Below are 24793 nucleotides of genomic sequence, written 5' to 3' on the forward strand. Positions count from 1 at the left end.
CAGGCACAAAAAAGCCGCGTATCAAACGCGGCTTTTTGTTGCGTAGCTGTTTTTACACGTTGAAGCGGAAGTGCATCACGTCGCCGTCTTTAACGATGTAATCCTTGCCTTCCAGACGCCATTTACCGGCTTCCTTGGTGCCGGCTTCGCCCTTGTACTGGATGAAGTCGTCATAGGCGATGACTTCGGCGCGGATGAAGCCTTTTTCGAAATCGGTGTGGATCACGCCAGCGGCTTGGGGTGCGGTGGCACCGACGCGGACGGTCCAGGCGCGGACTTCTTCGACACCGGCGGTGAAGTAGGTCTGCAGGTGCAGCATCTCGTAGCCGGCGCGGATCACGCGGTTCAAGCCTGGCTCTTCCAGGCCCAGGGCCTCGAGGAACATGTCTTTCTCTTCGCCGTCATCCAGCTCGGCGATTTCGGCTTCGATCTTGTTGCAGACCGGAACCACCATGGCGCCTTCTTCTTCGGCGATGGCCTTGACGATGTCCAGCAGCGGGTTGTTCTCGAACCCGTCTTCGGCGACGTTGGCGATGTACATGACCGGCTTGGTGGTCAGCAGGTGGAAACCACGAATCACCGCCTTGTCGTCGGCGCCCATGGTCTTCATCAGCGTGCGCGCAGGCTTGCCGAGGGTGAAGTGAGCGATCAGTTGCTCCAGCAGGCCTTTCTGGACCACGGCGTCCTTGTCGCCACCCTTGGCGTTGCGAGCGACTTTCTGCAGTTGCTTCTCGCAGCTGTCGAGGTCGGCAAAGATCAGTTCCAGGTCGATGATCTCGATGTCGCGTTTCGGGTCGACGCTGTTGGAGACGTGAATCACGTTCTCGTCTTCGAAGCAGCGGACCACGTGGGCGATGGCATCGGTCTCGCGGATGTTGGCGAGGAACTTGTTGCCCAGGCCTTCACCTTTCGAGGCACCGGCAACCAGGCCAGCGATGTCGACGAATTCCATGGTGGTCGGCAGGATGCGCTTGGGATTGACGATGGCTGCCAGGGCTTCCAGGCGCGGATCCGGCATCGGCACGATACCGGTGTTCGGTTCGATGGTGCAGAAGGGGAAGTTCTCGGCCGCGATCCCGGATTTGGTCAGGGCGTTGAACAGGGTGGACTTGCCGACGTTAGGCAGGCCGACGATGCCGCAATTGAATCCCATGGTGTTTCCCCTCGGATAAGTGTCAGGCCTTCTGGCTGTGCAGGTTTTTCATCGCGCGGTTCCATTCACCGGCGAGGATATCCGGCAGCACGCCGAGGGCAAAATCGATGCTGGCATCGAGTTTTTCCTGTTCGGCGCGTGGCGCACGACCCAGGACGAAATTTGAAACCATACTGGCAACGCCCGGGTGGCCAATGCCAAGCCGCAAGCGGTGAAAGGTATTCTGATTGCCCAGTTGCGCGATGATGTCGCGCAACCCGTTGTGACCGCCATGGCCGCCGCCCTGTTTGAGCTTGGCAACGCCCGGAGGCAGGTCGAGTTCGTCGTGCGCCACGAGGATTTCTTCGGGCTTGATGCGGAAGAAACCGGCGAGTGCCGCTACGGCCTGGCCGCTGCGGTTCATGTACGTGGTGGGAATCAGCAGACGAACATCCTGACCCTGATGCGAATAGCGCCCGGTCAGGCCGAAATATTTGCGATCCGCCACAAGGTTTACGCCCTGTGCGTTCGCGATGCGCTCAACAAAAAGGGCCCCTGCGTTATGCCGGGTCTGTTCGTATTCAGCGCCTGGATTTCCCAAGCCAACGATCAGTTTGATGGCAGTCACGATAGGGGCCCTTCCTTGGAGTGGTGGATAACATCGCCGCGACCGGTGTGTGCGGCGAAAGTGGACGACAAGTGCTCATTTACCATTATGTAAACTCCGCGTTCTCGCCCGCTTTCTCGCTACGTTCCAGTCCGCGATGTTACTTGATCACTCCGGCATCGCAGAGTGAATTACTCTGCTGCGCCTTCTTCGGTAGCTTCTGGAGCAACACGTGGAGCGTGAACGTTGGCAACAGCCTTGTCGTCACCGTGTGCCAGAGCAACAAACTCAACGCCTTTAGGGGCTTTGAGGTCGGACAGGTGAATGATCGAGCCGATTTCGGCGTCAGCCAGGTCGACTTCGATGAATTCAGGCAGGTCTTTTGGCAGGCAGGTCACTTCGATTTCCGAAACAACGTGCGAAATTTCGCCGCCTTTCTTGATCGGAGCTTCTTCACCAACAAAGTGTACAGGCACGATAGCGGTCAGCTTTTGACCAGCTACAACGCGTACGAAGTCAGCGTGCAACACGTGGCCTTTGGCCGGGTGACGCTGCAGAGCCTTGATGATTACGTTTTGCTTGGTGCCGCCAACGTTCAGCTCGATGATGTGGCTGTAAGCCGCGTCGTTTTCGAGCAGTTTGGCAACTTCTTTAGCCAGCATGCTGATGGATTCAGGGGCTTTTTCGCCACCGTAAACTACAGCTGGTACCAGGCTTGCGAGACGACGCAGGCGGCGGCTCGCACCTTTCCCCAGGTCGGAACGCACTTCAGCATTCAGAGTAAATTCGTTCATGTTGTATCTCCAAAATAACCACATTCGCCCCAGCGTTTGCGACCAGCGCTAAAGGCGATATGGGCAAAAAAGCCCCGCCCCGACAGGAATGCCGGGGCGGGGCGCTTTTCGTCAACGAGACATTCGAGAAGGGCAGGGCCCTTAGCGGAACATCGCGCTGATCGATTCTTCATTGCTGATGCGGCGGACCGCCTCGGCAACTACCGGCGCGATATCCAGTTGACGGATACGCGAGCAGGCTTGAGCAGCAGCGGACAACGGGATGGTGTTAGTCACCACCAGTTCGTCCAGCATGGAATTTTCAATGTTTTCGATCGCCCGACCGGACAGCACAGGGTGTGTGCAGTAGGCGAAAACCTTGGCAGCGCCATGCTCTTTCAGGGCCTTGGCCGCGTGGCACAGGGTGCCGGCGGTATCGACCATGTCATCGACCAGAATACAGGTACGCCCTTCGACATCGCCGATGATATGCATCACTTCAGAGTGATTGGCTTTCTCACGGCGTTTGTCGATGATCCCGAGGTCCACGCCCAGGGATTTGGCAACGGCACGTGCACGCACGACGCCACCAATGTCCGGGGACACGATCATCAGGTTTTCGAAGCGCTGATCTTCAATGTCATCCACCAGAACCGGGGAGCCGTAGATGTTATCTACCGGAATATCGAAGAAACCCTGGATTTGGTCAGCATGCAGATCAACCGTGAGAACACGATCGATGCCGACTACGGTAAGCATGTCAGCCACGACTTTCGCGCTGATAGCCACACGTGCGGAACGCGGACGGCGATCCTGACGGGCATAACCAAAGTAAGGAATTACAGCAGTGATACGAGTAGCCGAGGAGCGGCGGAAGGCATCAGCCATCACTACCAGTTCCATCAGGTTATCGTTCGTCGGAGCGCAAGTCGGCTGAATAATGAAGACATCTTTACCGCGGACGTTTTCATTGATCTCGGCAGTAATTTCGCCGTCGGAAAACTTGCCGACAGAGATGTCACCGAGAGGGATATGCAGCTGACGTACAACACGCCGAGCCAGATCGGGGTTAGCATTCCCCGTAAAGACCATCATCTTGGACACGCGCAGTACCTAGAGGCTGAGGGTAACCTGGATGAGTATAGAAAATGGCAGGGGCGGCTGGATTCGAACCAACGCATGGCAGGATCAAAACCTGCTGCCTTACCGCTTGGCGACGCCCCTGTATCTGTTGCAACGAGTACCCAGTACTCGGTTCCTTTAGAGCAGACTTTGCAGCTTGCGATGCAACATCGAAACGTTGCTTCCTTTTGCTACAAACCCTGTAAGGGTCTCTGTAAGAAGGGCCGAGACTTTATCAGCTTCAGCTTTGCTTGGGAAGCCCCCAAACACACAACTTCCAGTTCCGGTGAGTTTTGCTTCGGTAAATTTACCTAACAAATCCAATGCGTTACGTACATCTGGGTAACGCCTTGCTACCACCGGTAAGCAGTCATTTCGACTGTTTCCCTTGGGAACGGGGCGCACTTTAATGGGAGAAGAGTTACGTGTCAACAACGGATCTGAAAAAATTTCTGCTGTACTTACAGATACTTGCGGCACAAGCACGAGATACCAAGGTTCTTCGGGGTCTACAGGGGTCAGTTTTTCCCCGACGCCTTCGGCAAAAGCCGCGTGTCCACGCACGAAAACCGGGACGTCGGCGCCCAGCGTCAGGCCCAGCACGGCCAGTCGATTCTCATCCCAGCCCAGTTGCCAGAGATGATTCAAGCCGAGCAATGTCGTCGCGGCATTGGAGCTGCCGCCACCGATTCCACCGCCCATGGGCAGGATTTTTTCGATCCAGATGTCGATGCCGAGCGAACAGCCGGATTGCTCCTGAAGTTTTTTTGCCGCCCGCACGATCAGATTACTGTCGTGCGGTACACCTTCGAATTCGGTGTGCAAACGAATCACGCCATCGTCGCGCACGGCAAAGGTGATTTCATCGCCGTAATCGAGAAACTGAAAAATGGTCTGCAACTCGTGGTAACCGTCTTCACGGCGACCGAGGATGTGCAGCATCAGATTGAGTTTGGCCGGGGAGGGCAGCGTCAAGCGCGGGGCGGTCATGGTCACTGCCCCAGTTTGCGCGGTTGCCATTCCTTGATCACCAGCGTGACATCAAGGTCGGTGCCATGCAGTTTGATCCGCTCGGGCAGCCAATAGCCGTTTTGTTCGGCGTAGCTGAGGTACTCCACCTGCCAGCCATCCTGTTCGAGATTGGCCAGACGGCTGTCGGTGTCCAGGGTCAGGCGACTTTTGCTGTCCGGGGCCGGAAGCCCGCGCACCCACCAGGCCAGATTGGACACCGGCAACTTCCAGCCGAGCTGTTCTTCGAGCAGCGCTTCCGGAGACGTCGCGTCATAGCGGCCCTGGTTGGCGACTTCCAGTGAGACTTTGCCGGGGCGCCCGGTCAAGCGCGCCGCACCGCGACCCAGGGGGCCTGACAGGCGGATGTCGTAGTAGTCCTGACGCTGCAACCAGAACAAGGTGCCGCTGCCGGAGTCTTTGGGGGCGCGGATGCCGATCTTGCCGTTGATCTGCCAGCCATCAAGCGCCGTAAGCTGCTGTTTGTACTCGCGCCATTGGGCCGGGTTGCCTTGGCCCTGGACCGATTCGCGGGCACCGAAGCCCGCGCAACCGGCGAGCAGGGCGATGAAGCTGAAAACGATGAGGTGGCGCATGAACATAAATTTAAAGAGTCTCTGAACCGGTCAGGCGCTTGATGGTGCTGCGCAGGGTAGGGCTGTCGGGCTGCTCCTTGAGGAACTTGCCCCAGATTTGCTTGGCTTCGCGTTGCTTGCCGTTGGCCCACAGGACCTCGCCCAGGTGAGCGGCGACTTCCTGGTCGGGAAAGCGCTCCAGGGCCTGGCGCAAGTAACGTTCGGCTTCATCGAGATTGCCCAGGCGGTAATGCACCCAGCCGAGGCTGTCGAGTACCGCCGGGTCTTCCGGATTGATCTGGTGCGCCTGTTCGATCAGAGCCTTGGCTTCGGCGTAACGCGTCGTTCGGTCGGACAGGGTATAACCGAGGGCGTTGAGTGCCATCGCGTTGTCCGGGTCGCGCTTGATGATCAGCCGCAGGTCTTTTTCCATCTGCGCCAGGTCATTGCGTTTCTCTGCCTGCATGGCGCGGGTGTATAGCAGATTCAAGTCGTCCGGGTTTTGCTGCAAGGCTTGGTGCAAGACGTTCCAGGCCTTGTCCCCCTGTTTGTTGGCAGCCAGGGTTTCAGCTTCGATCAAATACAGCTGAATCACGTAATCGGGCTGTTCATCGCGCTCTGCCGCCAAACGGCGTTGGGCTTCGGCGGTCTTGCCGTTATTGATCAGGATATCCGCCTGACGCAATTGTGCCGGCAGGTAATCGTTACCGGGTTTGACCTGGGCGTACTCGATCAGTGCACCTTGGGGGTCATTACGCTCTTCCGCGATACGGCCGAGGTTCAAGTGAGCCGAATCGACATGGCTGTCCCGGGCGATCAGGTCTTCCAGATAACCCTTGGCCTCGTCCCAGGCCTTGGCTTCCAGACACACCAGTGCCAGCGAATAACGCAGTTCGTCGTCTTCCGGGTACTGCTGCACCAGGCTCGAGAACTCGACCTTGGCATCGGCTATGCGGTCCTGTTCGACCAGCATGCGTGCGTAGGTCAGGCGCAGGCGTTTGTCGTCCGGGTACTGCTTGATGCTTTTTTTCAGCAGCGGCAAGGCTTCATCGCCACGATCGAGCGATTGCAGCAGGCGTGCGCGCAGCAGGATCGGGGCAATTTCGCCCTCGTCCGGAGGATTGTCTTCCAGCAGGCTCAGCGCGCCCTTGGCGTCACCGTCCTGTTGCAACAGCAAGGCCTTGCCGAAAATCAGCTGGCTGTTGTTCGGGTGGCGCTGCAACAGGCGGTCGAAACTTTTCATCAAGCCGTTGCGCGTGTCCTGATCGGTATCGGCCGCAGACAGAGCGAGGAAGTCGAAATGCGTGTCGCCCTTGCCTTGCAGGACTTTCTCCATATAGAGCATCGAATCGTCATAACGCCCGGCGCGAGCCAGCTGCACCGCAGCGGCCCGTTGCGCCTCGAGGTCGTCCGGGGCGTTTTTCGCCCAGATCAGCGCGGTGTCCAGCGCGGCCTGATCGGCGCCCAGGTACTCGGCGATACGGAATGCTCGCTCGGAAATGCCCGGATCCTGGGTGTTGATCGCCTGGGTCACGTAGTTGTCCAAGGCAATGTCGAAGCGATTGCGCTGGCCAGCCAGTTCGGCGCTCAACAGGCTGAAGACGGTATCTTCGCTGAACGAGCTGTAAACCTTGGGCTTTTCAGGGGCCGGAGTGCTGTCTTCGACCGGCGGCGTACCGTCCGGCGAAACGGGTGCCAAAGCCTGGCAGCCGCTGAGGAAGACAAAAGCGAGGAGCAACGCGGAGGATCTATTCATATAGGAAGAGGACGACTAACCTGCGGTCGGATCATCATGACACAAGCCTTCGGCCAAACATAACCGACCCGCCATTTTCCCCTGTATGCCGGTCCTGTGTACACCGATCCCCTGTAGGAACTGGCTTGCCAGCGAAGGCGTCTTCAAGGGCGCTGCAAGACTGGAGGCCGCCTTCGCTGGCAAGCCAGCTCCTACACAGGGGGCGGCGGCGGTGGGTCGGTGGGGTCATGTAAACGAGAAGCGCTCGCACGCCTGGCTTTCGCCTGCCGGGCCAATAGAGATCGAGTAGTTGTTCTCGTTGTGTCGAAGTAGGACAATTGCCGGCTTCACGTCACCATCAGCGACCTTGAATGGCCTTCCTTGCACTCGGTATCAACCACAAGACTGCTTCAGTAGACGTCCGCGAGCGCGTGGCCTTTACCCCTGAGCAGCTGGTGGAGGCCTTGCAGCAGCTCTGCCGACTCACCGACAGCCGCGAAGCTGCGATCCTCTCCACCTGCAATCGCAGTGAACTCTATATAGAGCAGGATCACCTTTCGGCTGACATCATCTTGCGCTGGCTGGCCGATTATCACCATTTGAGCCTCGAAGAGCTGCGCGCGAGCGCTTATGTGCACGAAGATGATGCGGCAGTTCGTCACATGATGCGGGTGGCCTCCGGGCTCGATTCGCTGGTGTTGGGCGAACCGCAGATTCTCGGTCAGATGAAATCGGCCTACGCCGTGGCCCGCGAGGCGGGCACCATCGGTCCGTTGCTCGGACGGCTGTTCCAGGCCACGTTCAATGCGGCCAAACAGGTGCGCACCGACACTGCCATCGGTGAAAATCCGGTGTCCGTGGCGTTTGCCGCGGTCAGCCTGGCCAAACAGATTTTCAGCGACCTGCAACGCAGCCAGGCCTTGCTGATCGGCGCCGGCGAGACCATTACCCTGGTCGCCCGCCATCTGCATGAGTTGGGCGTGAAGCGCATCGTGGTCGCCAACCGGACGCTGGAGCGCGCAAGCATCCTGGCCGAGCAGTTCGGCGCCCATGCGGTGTTGCTCTCGGACATCCCGGCGGAACTGGTGCGCAGCGACATCGTCATCAGCTCCACCGCCAGCCAGTTGCCGATCCTGGGCAAGGGCGCGGTGGAAAGCGCCTTGAAGTTGCGCAAGCACAAGCCGATCTTCATGGTGGACATCGCCGTCCCCCGGGATATCGAGCCGGAAGTCGGCGAACTGGACGACGTGTACCTGTACAGCGTCGACGATCTCCACGAAGTGGTCGCCGAAAACCTCAAGAGCCGTCAGGGCGCAGCCCAGGCGGCGGAGGAGATGGTTTCGATCGGTGCCGAAGACTTCATGATCCGCCTGCGCGAACTGGCGGCGGTGGATGTGCTCAAGGCCTATCGTCAACAAAGCGAGCGCCTGCGCGACGAAGAATTAATCAAGGCCCAGCGGATGCTGGCTAACGGCAGCAACGCCGAAGACGTGCTGGTGCAGCTGGCACGCGGCCTGACCAATAAACTCTTGCACGCCCCGAGCGTGCAATTGAAAAAGCTCTCTGCCGAAGGTCGCCTCGATGCGCTGGCCATGGCCCAGGAACTCTTTGCCCTCGGTGAGGGCTCATCGGATAGCTTTTCGGATAAGAAACCGCAATGAAAGCGTCACTGCTCAATAAGCTGGACATCCTCCAGGACCGTTTCGAGGAATTGACTGCCTTGCTTGGCGATGGCGAGGTCATTTCCGATCAGGCCAAATTCCGCACCTATTCCAAGGAATATGCGGAAATCGAGCCGATTGTCGAAGCCTATAAACAGTTGCTCAAAGTGCAAGGCGACCTCGAAGGCGCCCAGGCGCTGCTCAAGGACAGCGACCCGGACATGCGCGAAATGGCCGTGGAAGAAGTCCGCGAAACCAAAGAGCAACTGATCGAAATCGAAGCCAGCCTGCAACGCATGCTGCTGCCCAAGGATCCGAACGACGGCCGTAACGTGTTCCTCGAAATCCGCGCCGGCACCGGCGGTGACGAGGCGGCGATTTTCTCCGGCGACCTGTTCCGCATGTATTCGCGTTACGCCGAGCGGCGTGGCTGGCGGGTAGAAATTCTCTCGGAGAACATCGGCGAACATGGCGGCTTCAAAGAAGTCATCGCCCGGGTCGAAGGCGACAACGTCTACGGCAAGCTGAAGTTCGAATCCGGTGCACACCGCGTGCAGCGGGTTCCGGCCACTGAATCCCAGGGGCGTATCCACACCTCGGCGTGCACCGTGGCGGTATTGCCCGAACCGGACGAGCAGGAAGCAATCGAGATCAACCCGTCCGATTTGCGGATCGATACCTACAAGTCCTCCGGTGCCGGCGGTCAGCACGTCAACAAGACCGATTCGGCGATCCGCATCACCCACTTGCCGTCCGGCATCGTCGTCGAATGCCAGGAAGAACGTTCCCAGCACAAGAACCGCGCACGGGCGATGTCCTGGTTGTCGGCCAAGCTCAACGACCAGCAGACCAGTGCTGCCGCCAATGCCATTGCCAGCGAGCGCAAATTGCTGGTGGGCTCGGGCGATCGCTCCGAACGGATCCGCACCTATAACTTTGCCCAGGGCCGGGTCACTGACCATCGGGTCAACCTGACGCTGTATTCCCTCGACGAAATCCTCGCGGGTGGTGTCGATGCGGTGATCGAGCCGTTGCTGGCCGAGTACCAGGCCGATCAACTGGCGGCCATAGGTGAGTAAATGACGATCATTGCCAGTTTGTTGCGCGCCGCCGAGTTGCCCGACTCGCCCACGGCGCGCCTGGATGCCGAATTGCTGCTGGCCGCGGCCTTGGGCAAATCCCGCAGCTTCCTGCACACCTGGCCGGAACGCATCGTCCCGAGCGACGCCGCATTGACCTTTGCCGGGTTTTTGCAGCGTCGTCGTGGCGGAGAACCGGTGGCGTACATTCTTGGCCAGCAAGGTTTCTGGAAGCTCGATCTGGAAGTGGCGCCGCACACGCTGATCCCGCGCCCGGACACCGAGCTGCTGGTGGAAGCCGCGCTGGAATTGCTGCCGGCGACCCCAGCCAGTGTGCTCGATCTGGGCACCGGCAGCGGCGCCATCGCCCTGGCCCTGGCCAGCGAGCGTCCGGCGTGGAAGGTCACGGCCGTGGATCGCGTGCTTGAAGCCGTAGCCCTGGCCGAGCGCAATCGGCTGCGCCTGCACCTGAACAATGCCACGGTACTGAGCAGTCATTGGTTCAGCGCGCTGCAAGGCCAGCGCTTTCAACTGATCATCAGCAACCCGCCCTATATCGCGTCCGCCGATCCGCATCTGATCGAGGGCGACGTTCGCTTCGAACCGGCCAGTGCCCTGGTGGCCGGTGTCGACGGGCTCGACGACCTGCGTCTGATCGTCGCCCAGGCGCCGGATTATCTTGAAGCGGGTGGCTGGCTGATGCTCGAACATGGTTATGATCAAGCCGCTGCGGTGCGCGATTTGCTGTTGGACCGCGGCTTTGAACAGGTTCACAGCCGCACCGATCTGGGCGGTCACGAACGCATCAGTCTGGGGTGCCTGCCGTGCTGAATGATCAGGAATTGTTGCGCTACAGTCGGCAGATCCTGTTGCAACACGTCGACATCGACGGTCAGTTGCGACTCAAGCAAAGCCGCGTGTTGATCATCGGTCTTGGCGGTCTTGGCTCACCGGTGGCGCTGTACCTGGCCGCTGCCGGGGTCGGTGAACTGCATCTGGCGGACTTCGACAGCGTCGACCTGACCAATCTGCAACGCCAGATCATCCATGACACGGATAGCGTCGGGGTCAGCAAGGTCGAATCGGCCATCCGTCGTCTAGGCGCGATCAATCCCGAGATTCGGTTGATTGCCCACCGCGCGGCGCTGGACGAAGATTCCCTGGCCGCTGCCGTGGGCGCAGTGGATCTGGTGCTGGACTGCTCGGATAATTTCTCCACCCGTGAAGCGGTCAACGCGGCCTGCGTGGCTGCGCGCAAGCCGTTGGTCAGCGGCGCGGCGATTCGCCTCGAAGGGCAATTGTCGGTGTTCGACCCACGCCGCGCGGAAAGTCCGTGCTACCACTGTTTGTACGGGCACGGCAGCGAAGCCGAACTGACGTGCAGCGAAGCCGGCGTGCTCGGGCCTCTGGTCGGGCTGGTGGGCAGCCTCCAGGCGCTGGAAGCGATGAAACTGTTGGTGGGTTTCGGCGAGCCGCTGGTGGGGCGCCTGTTGTTGATCGATGCCTTGGGCACGCGCTTCCGTGAACTGCGGGTCAAACGTGATCCGGGTTGCAGCGTTTGTGGTACTGCCCATGCGTGAAGCGCCAATCGGCGTGTTCGACTCCGGCGTCGGAGGGCTTTCGGTGCTGGCCGAGATCCAGCGTTTATTGCCCAATGAGTCACTGCTGTACGTGGCCGATTGCGGGAATATTCCCTACGGCGAAAAAACCCCGGAGTTCATCCGACACCGTTGCAGTGTCATGGCCGAATTTTTTCAGCAGCAGGGTGCCAAGGCCCTGGTGCTGGCGTGCAACACGGCCACGGTCGCCGGGGTTGCGGATTTGCGGCGCGATTATCCCCAGTGGCCGATAGTCGGCATGGAGCCGGCGGTCAAACCCGCCGCGGCAGCTACCCGCAGTGGCGTGGTCGGTGTCCTGGCCACCACCGGCACGTTGCAGAGTGCCAAATTTGCCGCGCTACTCGATCGTTTCGCCACGGATATCCGGGTGATCACTCAGCCTTGTCCCGGGCTGGTGGAGCTGATTGAAAACGGTGATCTGCACAGCCCTGCCCTGCGTGAGTTGCTGGCCAGGTATGTCGGGCCCCTGCTTGCCGCGGGTTGCGACACGATAATTCTCGGCTGCACGCATTACCCCTTCTTAAAGCCGTTGCTAAAGCAGATGATCCCTGAGGACATCAGCTTGATCGACACCGGCGCCGCGGTGGCACGGCAACTACAGCGCCTGTTGACCGAGCGCGAATTGCTCGCTGATGGAGCTGCTCGCGCTGCGCAGTTCTGGACGAGTGCCGATCCTGAGCATTTTCGAAATATCTTGCCGATCCTGTGGAATACCTCTGGTGTTGTGCGAAGCTTCAATCAGTAGATAAATCTTGGGGAAATCGAATAATCGGGATGAACTTCTGATTAAACGTCGACTTCTATAGTTTTAGTTCTATTGAGAACCACAAAAAAATCACACGATACTCGTTCGGAAAAGGATGTTTCTAATGAAGCGACTATTCTGTTTGGCCGCGATTGCGGCCGCACTGATGGGGCACAGTTTTACTGCTCAGGCGGCAGGCGTAGAGTTCGCGGTCGGCCAGACCAGCGAGTCGACCATGACTTATCGGCTGGGCATGCAGATCGATTGGGACCAGAGCTGGCTGCAAAGTGACGTCGGTCGTTTGACCGGTTACTGGAGTGGCGCCTACACCTATTGGGAAGGCGACAAGAGTTCCAGCAACCACAGCCTGTCGTTTTCGCCGGTGTTGGTTTACGAGTTTGCCGGACAGAACGTCAAGCCGTACGTGGAGGTGGGCGTTGGCGTAGCGGCGTTCGCCAATACCGAAGTCGAAAACAACCAGCTCGGCAATGCGTTCCAGTTTGAAGACCGGTTCGGCTTTGGCCTGCGCTTTGCGGGCGGACATGAAGTCGGGATTCGTGCGACGCACTACTCCAATGCCGGGATCAGCAGCCCTAACAACGGGGTGGAAAGTTACGCGCTGCATTACACGATGCCGTTGTAACCCTCGGCGCTGTTCTTGTAGGAGCTGGCTTGCCAGCGAAGGCGATGGGTCAGTTTTAATACATGTGTCGACTGACACACCGCTTTCGCCGGCAAGCCAGCTCCTACAGGTCTGCGGTGGTTTGACTCAGCGATACGCCGTGGTGATCCCCTGGCGCTCTTCGATGCATTCCGGCGCCCCCATCTCGAACTCCCGGCAGATCAACGGGCGTTTTTCGTAGATGGTGCACATCATGGTGTTGCGATCCAGCGCGGCGCACCAGCCGTCATCCAGGCGCAGCATGACTTCGCCACCCCAATCATCGGTATCGATAAACCGCTCGGGCACGCCGGTGTCGGTGATCAGCATGACTTCAAGCTGGCAGCAGCACGCGGCGCAGGTCGAGCAAGTGACCGCCGGTTCGGCGATTTGCGTGTGGGGGATGGTCTTCATGGGGCGCAGTGTAAGGCAGCGCGGCGGTGCTGTGTGAAAGGCCTGACGGACGCTTGGGTGCAGGGGCAGGCAGCAGGCTGATCCACTAACCGTATTCGCGAGGCTTGGCGCCACCGCCGCAGGGCTGTTCAGTTGCAGAAGCGGGCGCTGTCATAAGGTTTCCCCGAACGAGCGGGCAACGCGCAAAGCGCTGACCACGCCGTCTTCATGGGTGCCGCTGGCCCAATAGGCGCCGCAAAAGTAAGTGTGGTGCGCGCCGTTCAATTCTTCCCAGCGTTCCTGGGCGGCGACGGCCGCCAGGCTGAATTGCGGGTGGGCATACGTGTATTGGGCGAGCACCTTGAACGGACTGATGCCGGCGCTTTGATTGAGGCTGACACAGAACGTCGTATCGCTCTGGATGCCCTGCACAATATTCATGTCGTAAGTGACAGCCGCCCGTGTATGGCCTGGGCCGCCGAGGCGATAGTTGCAACCGGCCCAGGCCAGTTTTTGCTCGGGCAACACACGTGTGTCGGTATGCAGCACGACTTCATTGTCAGCGTAGGGCAGGGCACTGAGGATCGACTGTTCGGCGTCGCTTGGCTCGGCCAGCAGTTTCAGTGCCTGATCGCTGTGACAAGCGAACACCACTTTATCGAATCGCTCGCTGCCGCCGGCGCTATGGATAATCACTCCAGCCCCATCGCGTTCGACTCGATTGACCGGGGCATTGAGCCTGATCTTGTGTTCAAAGCTCGCCGTCAATGGTGCGATATAGGCGTTAGACCCCCCTTCGATCACGCACCATGGCCGGCGATTGTCAGTGGACAGCAGACCATGGTTGTTGAAGAACCTGACGAAGGTCCGCATTGGAAAACCCAGGATGTCAGCCATGGACATCGACCAGATCGCGGCCCCCATCGGTACGATGTAGTGCAGGATGAACCGCTCGCCATAGCCACTCGCTTTGAAATAGTCGTCCAGCGTGGTGTCTGCCGCGATTCGCCCTTCGATCAGGTCGAGCTGTGCCGCTTTATTAAAGCGCGAGATGTCCCGCAGCATGCCCCAGAACCCCGGCGACAACAGATTGCGGCGCTGGGAAAACAGGCTGTTGAGGTTGTTGCTGTTGTACCAGAGGCCGGTATCGGGGTCGGTGACCGAAAAGCTCATTGGCGTCGGCTTGAACGCCACGCCCAGTTGACCCAGCAGGCGAATGAAATTCGGATAGGCCCAGTCGTTGAACGCCATGAAACCGGTGTCCACCCGGTAGCTTTGGCCATCGACAGTCACGTCCAGGGTATGGGTATGACCGCCGACCCGGTCGCTGGCCTCGAACAGGCTGATCTCGTGGCTGCGGTTGAGCAGATAAGCGCTGGTCAGCCCCGAAATGCCGCTGCCGACGATGGCGATCTTCACGGCTGATCCTTGATCGGCGGCTGGCCACGTACCATGCGTTTACCGATTGCCAGTTTTGCGCTGTCGGGCATTTTCGACAGCGGCCAGAGGGCGGCCATGAACAGCGCAGGCAGGGCGATCTCCGGGGGACGGCGCCTGAGTTCTTCGAAGATATGCCGAGCGGCTTTATCCACAGGCCAGGCGAGGGGGGGCGGCACGTCGTTGTTCGCGGCCGGCGGTGTGTCGACGAAGCCTGGGCTGACCATGGTGACTTCGATGCCGTCCGGAGCCAGATCGCGGCGCAAGGACTCGAACAAGTAACGCAGGCCGGCTTTCGAAGTGCCATAGGCTTCGGCCCGGGGCAGCGGCAGATAGGTTGCCGAGCTGGCCATTCCCACTATATGCGGCGCAGTTCCGGCTCGCAGCAAGGGCACGGCAGCTTCGATGCAATAACTGCTGGCGAGCAGGTTGGTGCGTACGACGTGCTCGATGATTGAAGCATCCAGCTGCCTGGCGTCGACATACTCGCAAGTGCCGGCATTCAGGATCACCGAATCCAGCGAGCCCCACTCCTGGGCAATCCGCTCACCGATTTCACGCACGGTCTGGCCGTTGGTCAGGTCGCCGGCCACCACCATCACCTGTCCTGGATAGCGCTTGGCCAAGACCTTCAATGGTGCCGCCGAACGTGAACTGACCGCCAGGTGGGCGCCGGTTTTCAGTATTTCTTCGGCCAACGCCGCGCCAATGCCGTTGCTGGCGCCAGTCAGCCAAAAGCGACGTGGAAGTGTAACGCTCATCCCATGCTCCTTTTCAGCCAGGCACACGACTGGCCCAAAATACGGGTAGATGTTCATTAGATAGTGCCCGGGCATCGAAGTAATCCCGGTGGCAATGTACTGTCTCGCGCAGGAAATCACTCATCCCCGCCTCCTGCGTTCTGCCGCGACGGCAGATTCTTGAACGCCACCAGCGCTCGCGTGCGCGACTCACTAAGATTGACGATCGGCGACGGATAACCTGACACACCAAATAGCCCTCCGAGGTTTACCGGGTTGTGCACTTCTTTTTTGCTCAGTCCGGCCAGTTCCGGCAGCCAGTGCTTGATGAATACGCCCTCGGCATCAAATTTTACCGACTGGCTCAACGGGTTGAAAATCCGGAAATAGGGGGCCGAGTCGGTGCCGGTGGACGAACTCCACTGCCAGCCGCCGTTGTTAGCCGCCAGGTCGCCATCGATCAGGTGGCGCATGAAAAAGCGTTCGCCTTCGCGCCAGTCGATCAGCAGGTTCTTGGTCAGAAACATGGCCACTACCATCCGCAGACGGTTGTGCATCCAGCCGGTTTCAAGCAATTGGCGCATGGCCGCATCGATGATGGGCAGGCCGGTGCGGGCTTGCTGCCAGGCCAGGAGTTCTTCAGGCGCATCGCGCCAGGCCAGGGCTTCGGTTTCCGGGCGGAAGGCGCGATGACGGGACACTCGTGGGTAGCCCACCAATATGTGTTTGTAGAATTCGCGCCACAACAACTCATTGATCCAGGTGACGGCGCCCACGTTGCCGCTGTCGAACTCACCTTGATTGCTTTGCAGGGCCGCATGCAGGCATTGGCGAGGAGATATCACGCCGGCCGCGAGATAGGCCGACAGTTGACTGGTGCCGGGTTTGGCCGGGAAGTCCCGCTCGCTTTGGTAGTAGTCGATCTGGGTGTCGGTAAAAGTGTCGAGGCGGCGCCGGGCTTCGCCTTCACCGGCCGGCCAGAGGGCGCGCAAGTTGTCGCCGGGCGTTTCGAAACCCTCGATGTTGGCGGGGATCTTGTCCGGTTCGATGCTCAATGGCGCTTGCACTTTTGGGGCGTTCACCAGACCGGGAAGCGCATGATGCAGGCGTTCATGGCAAACCTTGCGGAACTGGCTGAACACCTGGAAATACGTGCCGGTCCTGGTCAGGACACTCCCGGGCTTGAACAGCAGCTGGTCGAGATAGCGGTGAAACTCAATACCCTGGGTCTTCAGCGCGTCAGCCACCGCCAGGTCCCGGCGGGTTTCATGAATGCCGTATTCCTCGTTGACGTGCACGGCTTCAATCGCCAACTGCCGACAAAGCTCGAGCAAAATATTCGGCGCGTCATCCCAGCGTGGTGCATGGCGGATCAGCAGGGGAATGTTCAGTTCGTTCAGCGCGCGGCTTAATTCGCTCAGGTTGCGCAGCCAGAAATCCACTTTGCACGGCGCATCGTCGTGCTCGCGCCATTGTTCCGGGCTCAGCAGGAACACAGCCAAGCTCGGACCCCGTGCGGCGGCGGCCGAGAGGGCGGTGTTGTCATGTAGGCGCAAGTCGCTGCGCAGCCAGATCAATTGCATGGTGGTATCCAAGGGTAACAATTAAATGAGCCCACGCCGGACCAGGTCCTGGTGAGCCGATAACGGATCTTCGGCCAGGAACAAGTCAGTAATCTCGGTGGCTCTAGCGGACAACTCGGTGTGGTGGATGCACACCGTGGGTCCTGCAATCATTTTTGGGCAACTGACGCTATTCAAAAGTTTCGTCAGCTGTGAAAGGTTCATGGCTTTGCTGGAATACAGCAGCACGCCCCGTGCTTTCAGGTGATCGACCGCCAGCGCGAGCTCGCCGGCGGGGAGTGGCCAGTCGAACACCTCCACCGGGCAATCGGCGCTGCTGATCAACCAGGCGGTGAGCCACAGGTGGGGCTCCAGCGGCAGGTCCGAGTGATTGATCAACAGCAGCGGCGCACTGCGCAACTGACGGTTGTTATGGTAGATGCGGGCGCCGAATTTGCTGCGTAGCCAGGAAAAGAAAAACACCCGTTCCATCTGTGCGCCGAACTGGCCTTGCCAACGTTGTTCCAGTTCCGCCAGCAACGGCATCAGCAGTTGTTCGCACACGATTCGCGGTGGGTACAGCGCCATGGCCTGGTTGACGGTGTCGTCGAGGGTACGTTCGTTCAGTTGGGTCATTGCGTGCAGCAGGGTGTGGCGCAGCACATGCCAATCGTTTTCGACCGATTCGGTCAAGGCCTGTGGGGTGTCGAGCAGTTGCTTGACCTGGCTGACGGCAACGCCGCGATCGAGCCAGGTCAGAATCGTCAGGATGCGTTGAACATGTTCGGCGCGGAACAGCCGGTGACCCTTGGGCGTACGTTGCGGCACGATCAGGCCATAACGCCGTTCCCAGGCGCGCAAGGTCACGGCGTTGACGCCGGTCTGGCGGGCCACTTCACGAATGGGCAACCAGCCGTCATCGAGGGCCTTCGCGAAGTCGGCGCCCACGTCTGCGCTGGCGCTGGCGTCGAGTGGGGTTTTCATCAGATCGCGTTTCGCAGGCTGAGATTTTCCGGGTGCGGCTGCAGGTAAACCTGCTGCGCGATGTACGGATCCGGATGCTGGCGAAAATAATGTTTGAGCAGGGTCAGCGGCACCACCAGCGGCACGATGCCTTGGCGGTACTGGCCGATGACGTGCTGCACTTCCTGCTTGTCTTCGGCGCTGATCGCCTGTTTCAGGTAACCACTGATGTGTTGCAGGACATTGGTATGGGTGCGGCGCGTGGCGCATTTCTTCAAGGCGGCCATCAGTTCGCTGAAATAGCGTGGACCCAGTTCCAGGGGATCGCTGCGGCCCATGTTGCCCAGCAGATGGCCGAGGATTTTGTAGTGCACCGGGTTGTGGGCCATCAGCAGGTATTTGTAGCGCGAGTGAAAGTCTGTGAGGCCGCGGCGGGTCAGGCCTGCTTGGTGCAATTGCTGCCAGGCGCTGTAGGCGAATACGCGGGTCAGGAAGTTTTCCCGCAACACCGGATCGTTGAGTCGACCTTCTTCTTCCACCGGTAAATCCGGATGCAGGGAGCAAAAGGCCTGGGCGTAGATGCCGCGCCCACCGCCGTCCACCGGCACGCCGTTGGCGTGGTAGACCTTGACCCGTTCCAGGCCGCATGACGGCGATTTCTGCATGAAGATGTAGCCGCAGATATCGCTGAGCTCGGCCGCCATTTTCTGGCCATATTCAGCCAGTGGCCGCGTGACGTTGATCGCAGGATCGACTGAGCCGATGGCATCGGGTTGTTCGGGGCTACCCACCAGGCGGATGGGTTGGCGCGGGATGCCCAGGCCGATGGCAACTTCCGGACACACCGGGACGAAATCGAAGTAATCGGTGAGGGTCTGGCTGCACAGCCGCGACTGCTTGTGCCCGCCATTGAAACGCACCTCGGCACCCATCAGGCAGGCGCTGATGGCGATTTTCGGTTTAACGGTGGGGTGGGACATCGGGGCACCTCGAATCCAGACCTGTACAGAACTCCTGTTCTGTACAACATTACTTGATCATAGATTCAAAGGTGTACAAGTCAAATTATTTGTATAAGTATTCCGCGCTAACGCTATCCACCTACTGTAAATGTGCATGCAAACGGCGGGCGGCTTCCTGACCGCTGAGCCAGGCACCTTCCACACGCCCGGACAGGCACCAGTCGCCGCACACATAGAGGCCCAGATCGGCATCGGCCAGCACACCCCATTCATGGCTGCTGGCGGGGCGGGCGTAGAGCCAGCGATGGGCAAGGCTGAAGGTTGGAGCGGGCATGGCGTCGTGCAACAGTTCAGCGAACGCGCCATGCAACTGCTCGATCACCGCTTCCTTGGACAGGTCGATATGCTGCCGGCTCCAGGCACTGGTGGCATGCAGGACCCAGGTGTCCAGGGTGTTGTCGCGCCCGGGTTTGCTGCGATTGCGGGCCAGCCAGTCGAGTGGGCTGTCCTGCACGAAGCAGCCTTCCATGGGCGTATCAAGCGGCGTTTCGAAGGCCAGGGCGACAGCCCAGGTCGGGTCCATCTTCACCCCCGCGGCCGCCCCGGCGAGCTTCGGCGCGGAGGCCAGCAGCGCGGTGGCCTGCGGCGCTGGCGTGGCGATCACCACATGGCCGAACGGGCCGTGGGTGAAGCCTTCGGCGTCTTGCAGATGCCAGTGCTCTTCGCCGCGATAGACCTCGGTGATCCGGCAGGCGAACTGCACTTCCAGATCGCCAAGCAGGCCGCGGGTGATGGCGCTCATGCGTGGCGTACCGACCCAGCGGGTCTGTTCGTCCGGCGACAGGTTGAGCTGGCCGCCGTGGTAGGTGTAGAGCTGCGGCGTCCACTCGGCGACCCAGCCGTTGGCTTGCCAACGCTGGACTTCCGTGACGAAGCGGCGATCGCGCGCGGTAAAATACTGCGCGCCCAAGTCCAGGGCACCCGCATCGCTGCGTTTGCTCGACATGCGTCCGCCACTGCCGCGGCTTTTATCGAAAAGTTGCACGACATGCCCGGCCTCCGTAAGGGCCTGGGCGGCTGACAGTCCGGCGATGCCGGTGCCGATGATTGCGATAGGTACAGTCATAGGGGCCTCGTTTACCTTTCTGTACAGACTACGCCGGGGTTTAAACCTGTACAATATTGTTTTTTGGTATAACTTTTAGCGTTCTCGTTCTGACGGCTTGGCCTATTGTTAAACATAGAGCCTGCCCGATACCAAAGATCCCTGCTTATAAAAATAGACTAGTGATCAGGGTTAAACGCCACGCGAGGAAGAAGTCATGCACATATTGCTGACCGGCGGTACTGGTTTGATAGGACGTCAACTCTGTCGACACTGGTTGAGTCAGGGCCATCGTTTGACTGTGTTGAGTCGCACACCGGAAAAAGTCGCAAAAATTTGCGGACCACAGGTGCGCGGCGTCGCATTGTTCGAAGACCTTGGGCAAGAAACCGTCGATGCCGTTATCAATCTGGCGGGTGCACCGATTGCCGACCGGCCCTGGACCTCCAAACGCAAAGCGCTGCTCTGGAGCAGCCGGATCACGCTGACCGAAACCTTGCTGGCCTGGCTCGACAGCCGCGAACAGAAACCCCGGGTATTGATCTCGGGCTCCGCCGTTGGCTGGTATGGCGACGGTGGCGAACGGGAACTGACCGAGGAATCGCCCCCGGTCATCGATGATTTCGCCAGTCAGTTGTGCATCGCCTGGGAGGAAACCGCGCAGCGTGCCGAAGCCATGGGCATTCGCGTGATCCTTATCCGTACCGGGCTGGTGTTGTCGGCCGAGGGCGGCTTTTTGTCGCGGCTGCTGCTGCCGTTCAAACTGGGGCTGGGCGGGCCGATCGGCAACGGTCGCCAATGGATGCCGTGGATTCATATCAACGATCAAATCGCCCTGATTGATTTTCTTCTGCATCGCGAAGACGCCAGCGGTCCTTATAATGCCTGCGCGCCCCAGCCGGTGCGCAATCGTGAGTTTGCCAAGGCGCTGGGCAGCGTGTTGCATCGCCCGACGTTCATGCCGATGCCGGCCCTGGCTTTAAAAGTGTGTCTGGGCGAGTTGTCATTGCTGTTGCTGGGTGGCCAGAAGGCCGTACCGGCTCGCTTGCTGCAAGCGGGATTCACTTTCCGGTTCACTGATTTGCGCGCGGCTCTGGACGACCTGTCCAGCCGCCTTTGAAATAGGACGTTGCATGACCGATCACGCATTGCTTCTGGTCAACCTGGGCTCGCCTGCCTCCACTTCGGTGGCCGATGTGCGCAGTTATCTCAATCAATTTCTGATGGACCCTTATGTGATCGACTTGCCATGGCCGGTACGACGGTTGCTGGTATCGCTGATCCTGTTCAAGCGCCCGGAGCAATCGGCCCACGCCTATGCCTCGATCTGGTGGGAGGAAGGCTCGCCGCTGGTGGTGCTCAGCCGTCGCCTGCAACAGGCCATGACCGCGCAATGGATCCACGGTCCGGTGGAACTGGCGATGCGCTATGGCGAGCCGTCGATCGAGTCGACGCTGGTGCGCATGGCGGGGCAGGGGATTAAACGCATTACCTTGGCGCCTCTGTACCCGCAGTTCGCCGACAGCACGGTGACCACGGTGATCGAAGAAGCCAAAAGGGTCGTGCGTGAGCACAACCTCGATGTGCAGTTCGCGATTCTTCAGCCGTTCTACGACCAGCCGGAATACCTGGACGCGCTGGTAGAGAGTGCCAAGCCGCATTTGCAGGAGGATTTCGATCACTTGTTGTTGAGCTTCCATGGCTTGCCCGAGCGGCACCTGAAAAAACTCAACCCCGGTCACTGTTTCGAGGGCGGCGGCGATTGCTGCGCCTGTGCGCCACCGGAAGTGCTCGCGACCTGTTATCGCGGGCAGTGCCTGCGCACGGCAGCCGAGTTTGCCAAACGCATGGGGCTGCCGGACGGCAAGTGGTCGGTGTCGTTCCAGTCGCGGCTGGGCCGGGCCAAGTGGATCGAACCCTACACCGAAGCGCGCCTTGATGAGCTGGCTGGCATGGGCGTGAAAAAAGTGTTGGTGATGTGCCCGGCGTTTGTCGCCGATTGCATCGAGACGCTGGAAGAGATCGGTGATCGCGGCAAGGAGCAATTCCGCGAGGCGGGAGGGGAGGAGTTGGTGCTGGTGCCGTGCCTGAATGATGATCCGCAGTGGGCGCGGGCGTTGAACACGTTATGTGAGAGGGCGCCGTTGGCGCTGTAAAAGCTTCGCCGGCAAGCCGGCTCCTACACAGGTCGCGTGATCGACACAAAACCTGTAGGAGCCGGCTTGCCGGCGAAGGCGTCTGAAGCAGCAACAAAAACCCCAGGCTTACAACAACGACTCACCCGCCTTCTTGTGCTTCCAGCTGTCATTACCCGGCAGCAACAAATTCAGGGCAATCGCCGTCACCGCGCACAGCGCAATGCCTTTGAGGCCGAAGTCGTCCGGGCCAGTGCCGGTGCCGACCAGCACGCCGCCAATCCCGAATACCAGGGTTACCGAGACAATCACCAGGTTGCGCGCCTCGCTCAGGTCGATTTTATGGCGAATCAACGTGTTCATCCCCACCGCCGCGATCGAGCCAAACAACAGGCACAGAATCCCCCCCATCACGGGCACCGGGATGCTTTGCAGCAGCGCACCGAATTTTCCGACGAACGCCAGGCTGATGGCGAAGATCGCCGCCCAGGTCATGATTTTCGGGTTGTAGTTCTTGGTCAGCATCACCGCGCCCGTCACTTCGGCGTACGTGGTGTTGGGCGGACCACCGAACAGGCCGGCTGCGGTGGTCGCAATCCCGTCACCGAGCAGGGTACGGTGCAGGCCGGGCTTCTTCAGGTAATCGCGACCGGTGACGCTGCCCACGGCAATCACGCCGCCGATATGCTCGATAGCTGGAGCCAACGCCACCGGAATGATGAACAGAATCGCCTGCCAGTTGAATTCCGGCGCGGTGAAGTGCGGAATCGCAAGCCAGGGAGCTGCGGCGATCTTCGCGGTATCGACCACACCGAAATAGAACGCCATCGCGAAGCCCACCAGCACGCCGGAGATGATCGGCACCAGGCGAAAAATGCCTTTGCCGAACACCGCGACAATCAGGGTGGTCAGCAACGCCGGCATCGAGATCAACATCGCCGTCTGGTAATGAATCAGCTCGGTGCCGTCGTCCGCCTTGCCCATCGCCATGTTCGCGGCAATCGGCGCCATGGCCAGGCCGATGGAGATGATGACCGGGCCAATCACCACCGGTGGCAGCAAGCGGTCGATGAAACCTGTGCCTTTGATTTTCACGGCCAGGCCGAGGAAGGTGTAGACGAAGCCTGCCGCCATCACACCGCCCATGGTCGCCGCGAGGCCGAATTGGCCCTTGGCGAGAATGATCGGGGTGATAAAGGCAAAGCTCGACGCCAGGAACACGGGCACCTGACGCCCGGTGACGATCTGGAACAGAATCGTCCCCAGGCCTGCAGTGAACAGTGCCACGTTCGGATCGAGGCCGGTAATCAGCGGCATCAACACCAGCGCACCGAACGCCACGAACAGCATCTGGGCACCAGACAGCACCGTGCGCCAGAGCGGATCGTTGAACTCATCCTGCATGGTCACGCGTCCTTCTGCTTGGTACCGAAGATCTTGTCACCGGCATCGCCCAGGCCTGGAATGATGTAACCGTGTTCGTTCAATTTTTGATCAATGGAGGCGGTGTAGATGGTCACGTCCGGGTGAGCCTTCTCCACGGCGGCGATGCCTTCTGGCGCCGCGACCAGCACCATGGCGCGAATGTCGCGGCAACCGGCCTTCTTCAGCAGGTCGATGGTGGCGACCATGGAACTGCCGGTGGCGAGCATCGGGTCGATGATCATCGCCAGGCGTTCGTTGATTTCCGGCACCAGCTTTTCCAGGTAGGTATGAGCCTGTAGAGTCTGTTCGTTGCGGGCCACGCCCACGGCGCTGACTTTGGCGCCCGGGATCAGGCTGAGCACGCCTTCGAGCATGCCGATACCGGCGCGCAGGATCGGCACCACGGTAATTTTCTTGCCGGCGATCTTCTCGACCGACACAGTGCCGGCCCAACCTTCGATATCGTAGGTTTCCAGCGGCAGGTCTTTGGTGGCTTCGTAAGTCAGCAGGGCACCGACTTCCTGAGCGAGCTCACGGAAATTCTTGGTGCTGATGTCGGCGCGGCGCATCAGGCCGAGTTTATGACGGATCAGCGGATGGCGGATCTCGAGGATGGGCATGGGAAAGGCTCCGGCGGCGGGCAAAAAAACCGGCCTAGATTAATCTATCCGAGGGTGTTGTCCTATAGACATAGAGTACGTTAGTCCACAAAGGCTTGATCTGGCCTCGCTTGATGCGTACCTTTGCCCGCTTTTCCGAATCCGTCACTCCCCCCAAACCCCCTGGAGAGCGCCATGTCCGCTGATCTCGAGCATATCCGTCAAATCATGCGAGAGGCTGACTGCCTGTACACCGAAGCTGAAGTCGAGGCGGCCATCGCCCGCGTCGGTGCACACATCAACGACCAGCTGGCTGATAGCAATCCGGTGGTGTTCTGTGTGATGAACGGCGGGCTGATTTTCGCCGGCAAGCTGCTCACCCATTTGCAGTTCCCGCTGGAAGCGTCCTACCTGCACGCCACCCGTTATCGCAACGAAACCAGCGGCGGCGACCTGTTCTGGAAGGCCAAGCCGGAAGTCTCGTTCATCGATCGCGACGTGCTGATCATCGACGACATCCTCGACGAAGGTCACACCCTGGGCGCGATCATCGACTTCTGCAAACATGCCGGCGCGCGCAAAGTGCACACCGCCGTGCTGATCGACAAGGACCACGACCGCAAGGCCCGTCCGGACCTGAAAGCCGATTTCGTCGGCCTGCCGTGCATCGACCGTTACATCTTCGGTTATGGCATGGACTACAAAGGCTACTGGCGTAACGCCAACGGGATTTTTGCGGTTAAAGGAATGTAAGC

Annotated in this window: 25 protein-coding genes and 1 tRNA gene; 9 read left to right on the top strand and 17 right to left on the bottom strand. The window is 59.8% G+C overall.

What is annotated here, in order from left to right; all coding sequences use genetic code 11:
* Positions 1-52 precede the first annotated feature (52 nt).
* From ychF to ELQ88_RS06800, 8 genes are all read right to left on the bottom strand, one after another.
* Entirely contained in the window at positions 53-1153 is a 1101-nt protein-coding gene (gene ychF / locus ELQ88_RS06765) for a redox-regulated ATPase YchF (protein ID WP_064675906.1), read from the bottom strand.
* A gap of 22 nt (positions 1154-1175) precedes the next feature.
* Positions 1176-1760, bottom strand: a complete 585-nt coding sequence (pth, locus tag ELQ88_RS06770; protein WP_046030136.1) for an aminoacyl-tRNA hydrolase — start codon at positions 1758-1760, stop codon at positions 1176-1178.
* 170 nt (positions 1761-1930) lie between these two features.
* On the bottom strand, positions 1931-2533 hold the full coding sequence (locus ELQ88_RS06775) for a 50S ribosomal protein L25/general stress protein Ctc (protein WP_128873677.1): 603 nt from the start codon (positions 2531-2533) through the stop codon (positions 1931-1933).
* A gap of 141 nt (positions 2534-2674) precedes the next feature.
* Positions 2675-3616 (bottom strand): ribose-phosphate pyrophosphokinase, encoded by a 942-nt coding sequence (locus ELQ88_RS06780; protein ID WP_003208392.1) that lies wholly within the window; start codon positions 3614-3616, stop codon positions 2675-2677.
* Between the two features lie 45 nt (positions 3617-3661).
* Positions 3662-3736, bottom strand: a tRNA-Gln gene (locus ELQ88_RS06785).
* 36 nt (positions 3737-3772) lie between these two features.
* Positions 3773-4624 (bottom strand): 4-(cytidine 5'-diphospho)-2-C-methyl-D-erythritol kinase, encoded by an 852-nt coding sequence (gene ispE, locus ELQ88_RS06790; RefSeq protein ID WP_138969486.1) that lies wholly within the window; start codon positions 4622-4624, stop codon positions 3773-3775.
* A 2-nt stretch (positions 4625-4626) separates the two neighbouring features.
* Positions 4627-5244 carry a lipoprotein insertase outer membrane protein LolB gene (lolB, locus tag ELQ88_RS06795; protein ID WP_128873679.1) on the bottom strand — a complete coding sequence of 206 codons (618 nt, stop codon included), beginning with the start codon at positions 5242-5244 and terminating at the stop codon, positions 4627-4629.
* Between the two features lie 4 nt (positions 5245-5248).
* Positions 5249-6973, bottom strand: coding sequence for a tetratricopeptide repeat protein (locus ELQ88_RS06800; protein WP_138964273.1), 1725 nt, complete (start codon positions 6971-6973; stop codon positions 5249-5251).
* A gap of 350 nt (positions 6974-7323) precedes the next feature.
* Here ELQ88_RS06800 and hemA point away from each other — a divergent pair, with 350 nt between their 5' ends.
* The 6 genes from hemA (at position 7324) to ELQ88_RS06830 (ending at position 12699) form a co-directional block, all read left to right on the top strand.
* Positions 7324-8613 carry a glutamyl-tRNA reductase gene (gene hemA, locus ELQ88_RS06805; protein ID WP_138964275.1) on the top strand — a complete coding sequence of 430 codons (1290 nt, stop codon included), beginning with the start codon at positions 7324-7326 and terminating at the stop codon, positions 8611-8613.
* Positions 8610-9692 carry a peptide chain release factor 1 gene (gene prfA, locus ELQ88_RS06810; RefSeq protein ID WP_128873681.1) on the top strand — a complete coding sequence of 361 codons (1083 nt, stop codon included), beginning with the start codon at positions 8610-8612 and terminating at the stop codon, positions 9690-9692. Before hemA ends, prfA begins: the two co-directional genes overlap by 4 nt.
* Positions 9693-10523, top strand: a complete 831-nt coding sequence (prmC, locus tag ELQ88_RS06815) for a peptide chain release factor N(5)-glutamine methyltransferase (protein WP_128873682.1) — start codon at positions 9693-9695, stop codon at positions 10521-10523.
* Positions 10517-11272, top strand: a complete 756-nt coding sequence (locus tag ELQ88_RS06820) for a molybdopterin-synthase adenylyltransferase MoeB (RefSeq protein ID WP_138964277.1) — start codon at positions 10517-10519, stop codon at positions 11270-11272. Before prmC ends, ELQ88_RS06820 begins: the two co-directional genes overlap by 7 nt.
* The gene (gene murI, locus ELQ88_RS06825) at positions 11265-12056 is read left to right on the top strand and encodes a glutamate racemase (protein ID WP_138964279.1); all 792 of its coding nucleotides are present in this window, start codon (positions 11265-11267) and stop codon (positions 12054-12056) included. Before ELQ88_RS06820 ends, murI begins: the two co-directional genes overlap by 8 nt.
* Positions 12057-12180: 124 nt before the next feature.
* Positions 12181-12699, top strand: a complete 519-nt coding sequence (locus ELQ88_RS06830) for an acyloxyacyl hydrolase (protein WP_138964281.1) — start codon at positions 12181-12183, stop codon at positions 12697-12699.
* Positions 12700-12825: 126 nt separating this feature from the next.
* On the opposite strand, the gene ELQ88_RS06835 is transcribed toward ELQ88_RS06830, so the two are convergent.
* The 7 genes from ELQ88_RS06835 to ELQ88_RS06865 all read right to left on the bottom strand — a co-directional run bounded on the left by ELQ88_RS06835 (position 12826) and on the right by ELQ88_RS06865 (position 19900).
* Positions 12826-13131 carry a YkgJ family cysteine cluster protein gene (locus ELQ88_RS06835; RefSeq protein WP_074880229.1) on the bottom strand — a complete coding sequence of 102 codons (306 nt, stop codon included), beginning with the start codon at positions 13129-13131 and terminating at the stop codon, positions 12826-12828.
* A 150-nt stretch (positions 13132-13281) separates the two neighbouring features.
* Complete coding sequence (locus ELQ88_RS06840; protein WP_138964283.1) at positions 13282-14529, bottom strand: FAD-dependent oxidoreductase; 1248 nt, start codon at positions 14527-14529, stop codon at positions 13282-13284.
* Entirely contained in the window at positions 14526-15308 is a 783-nt protein-coding gene (locus tag ELQ88_RS06845; protein ID WP_138964285.1) for an SDR family oxidoreductase, read from the bottom strand. Before ELQ88_RS06845 ends, ELQ88_RS06840 begins: the two co-directional genes overlap by 4 nt.
* A 116-nt stretch (positions 15309-15424) precedes the next feature.
* Positions 15425-16870, bottom strand: a complete 1446-nt coding sequence (gene phrB, locus ELQ88_RS06850) for a deoxyribodipyrimidine photo-lyase (RefSeq protein WP_138964287.1) — start codon at positions 16868-16870, stop codon at positions 15425-15427.
* A 21-nt stretch (positions 16871-16891) separates the two neighbouring features.
* A complete protein-coding gene (locus tag ELQ88_RS06855) occupies positions 16892-17833 on the bottom strand; it encodes a MerR family transcriptional regulator (RefSeq protein WP_138964289.1) in 942 nt (313 codons plus the stop codon).
* Entirely contained in the window at positions 17833-18792 is a 960-nt protein-coding gene (locus ELQ88_RS06860) for a DUF523 and DUF1722 domain-containing protein (protein WP_138964291.1), read from the bottom strand. The genes ELQ88_RS06855 and ELQ88_RS06860 overlap by 1 nt, the downstream gene beginning before the upstream one ends.
* Before the next feature lie 121 nt (positions 18793-18913).
* Positions 18914-19900, bottom strand: coding sequence for an NAD(P)/FAD-dependent oxidoreductase (locus ELQ88_RS06865; RefSeq protein ID WP_128873691.1), 987 nt, complete (start codon positions 19898-19900; stop codon positions 18914-18916).
* A 196-nt stretch (positions 19901-20096) separates the two neighbouring features.
* Here ELQ88_RS06865 and ELQ88_RS06870 point away from each other — a divergent pair, with 196 nt between their 5' ends.
* Positions 20097-20999 (top strand): TIGR01777 family oxidoreductase, encoded by a 903-nt coding sequence (locus ELQ88_RS06870; RefSeq protein ID WP_138964293.1) that lies wholly within the window; start codon positions 20097-20099, stop codon positions 20997-20999.
* A gap of 13 nt (positions 21000-21012) precedes the next feature.
* Positions 21013-22035, top strand: a complete 1023-nt coding sequence (gene hemH / locus ELQ88_RS06875) for a ferrochelatase (protein ID WP_138964295.1) — start codon at positions 21013-21015, stop codon at positions 22033-22035.
* Between the two features lie 108 nt (positions 22036-22143).
* Here hemH and ELQ88_RS06880 read toward each other — a convergent pair whose 3' ends face one another.
* Both ELQ88_RS06880 and upp read right to left on the bottom strand, forming a co-directional pair.
* A complete protein-coding gene (locus ELQ88_RS06880) occupies positions 22144-23418 on the bottom strand; it encodes a uracil-xanthine permease family protein (protein WP_138964297.1) in 1275 nt (424 codons plus the stop codon).
* Positions 23419-23420: 2 nt separating this feature from the next.
* Positions 23421-24059 carry a uracil phosphoribosyltransferase gene (upp, locus tag ELQ88_RS06885; RefSeq protein WP_128873695.1) on the bottom strand — a complete coding sequence of 213 codons (639 nt, stop codon included), beginning with the start codon at positions 24057-24059 and terminating at the stop codon, positions 23421-23423.
* Positions 24060-24233: 174 nt separating this feature from the next.
* On the opposite strand from upp, the gene ELQ88_RS06890 reads away from it, so the two are divergent.
* The gene (locus ELQ88_RS06890; protein WP_128873696.1) at positions 24234-24791 is read left to right on the top strand and encodes a hypoxanthine-guanine phosphoribosyltransferase; all 558 of its coding nucleotides are present in this window, start codon (positions 24234-24236) and stop codon (positions 24789-24791) included.
* The last annotated feature ends 2 nt before the right edge of the window (positions 24792-24793 follow it).

The sequence above is a fragment of the Pseudomonas sp. MPC6 genome, from assembly GCF_006094435.1.
Taxonomy (GTDB): Bacteria; Pseudomonadota; Gammaproteobacteria; order Pseudomonadales; family Pseudomonadaceae; genus Aquipseudomonas.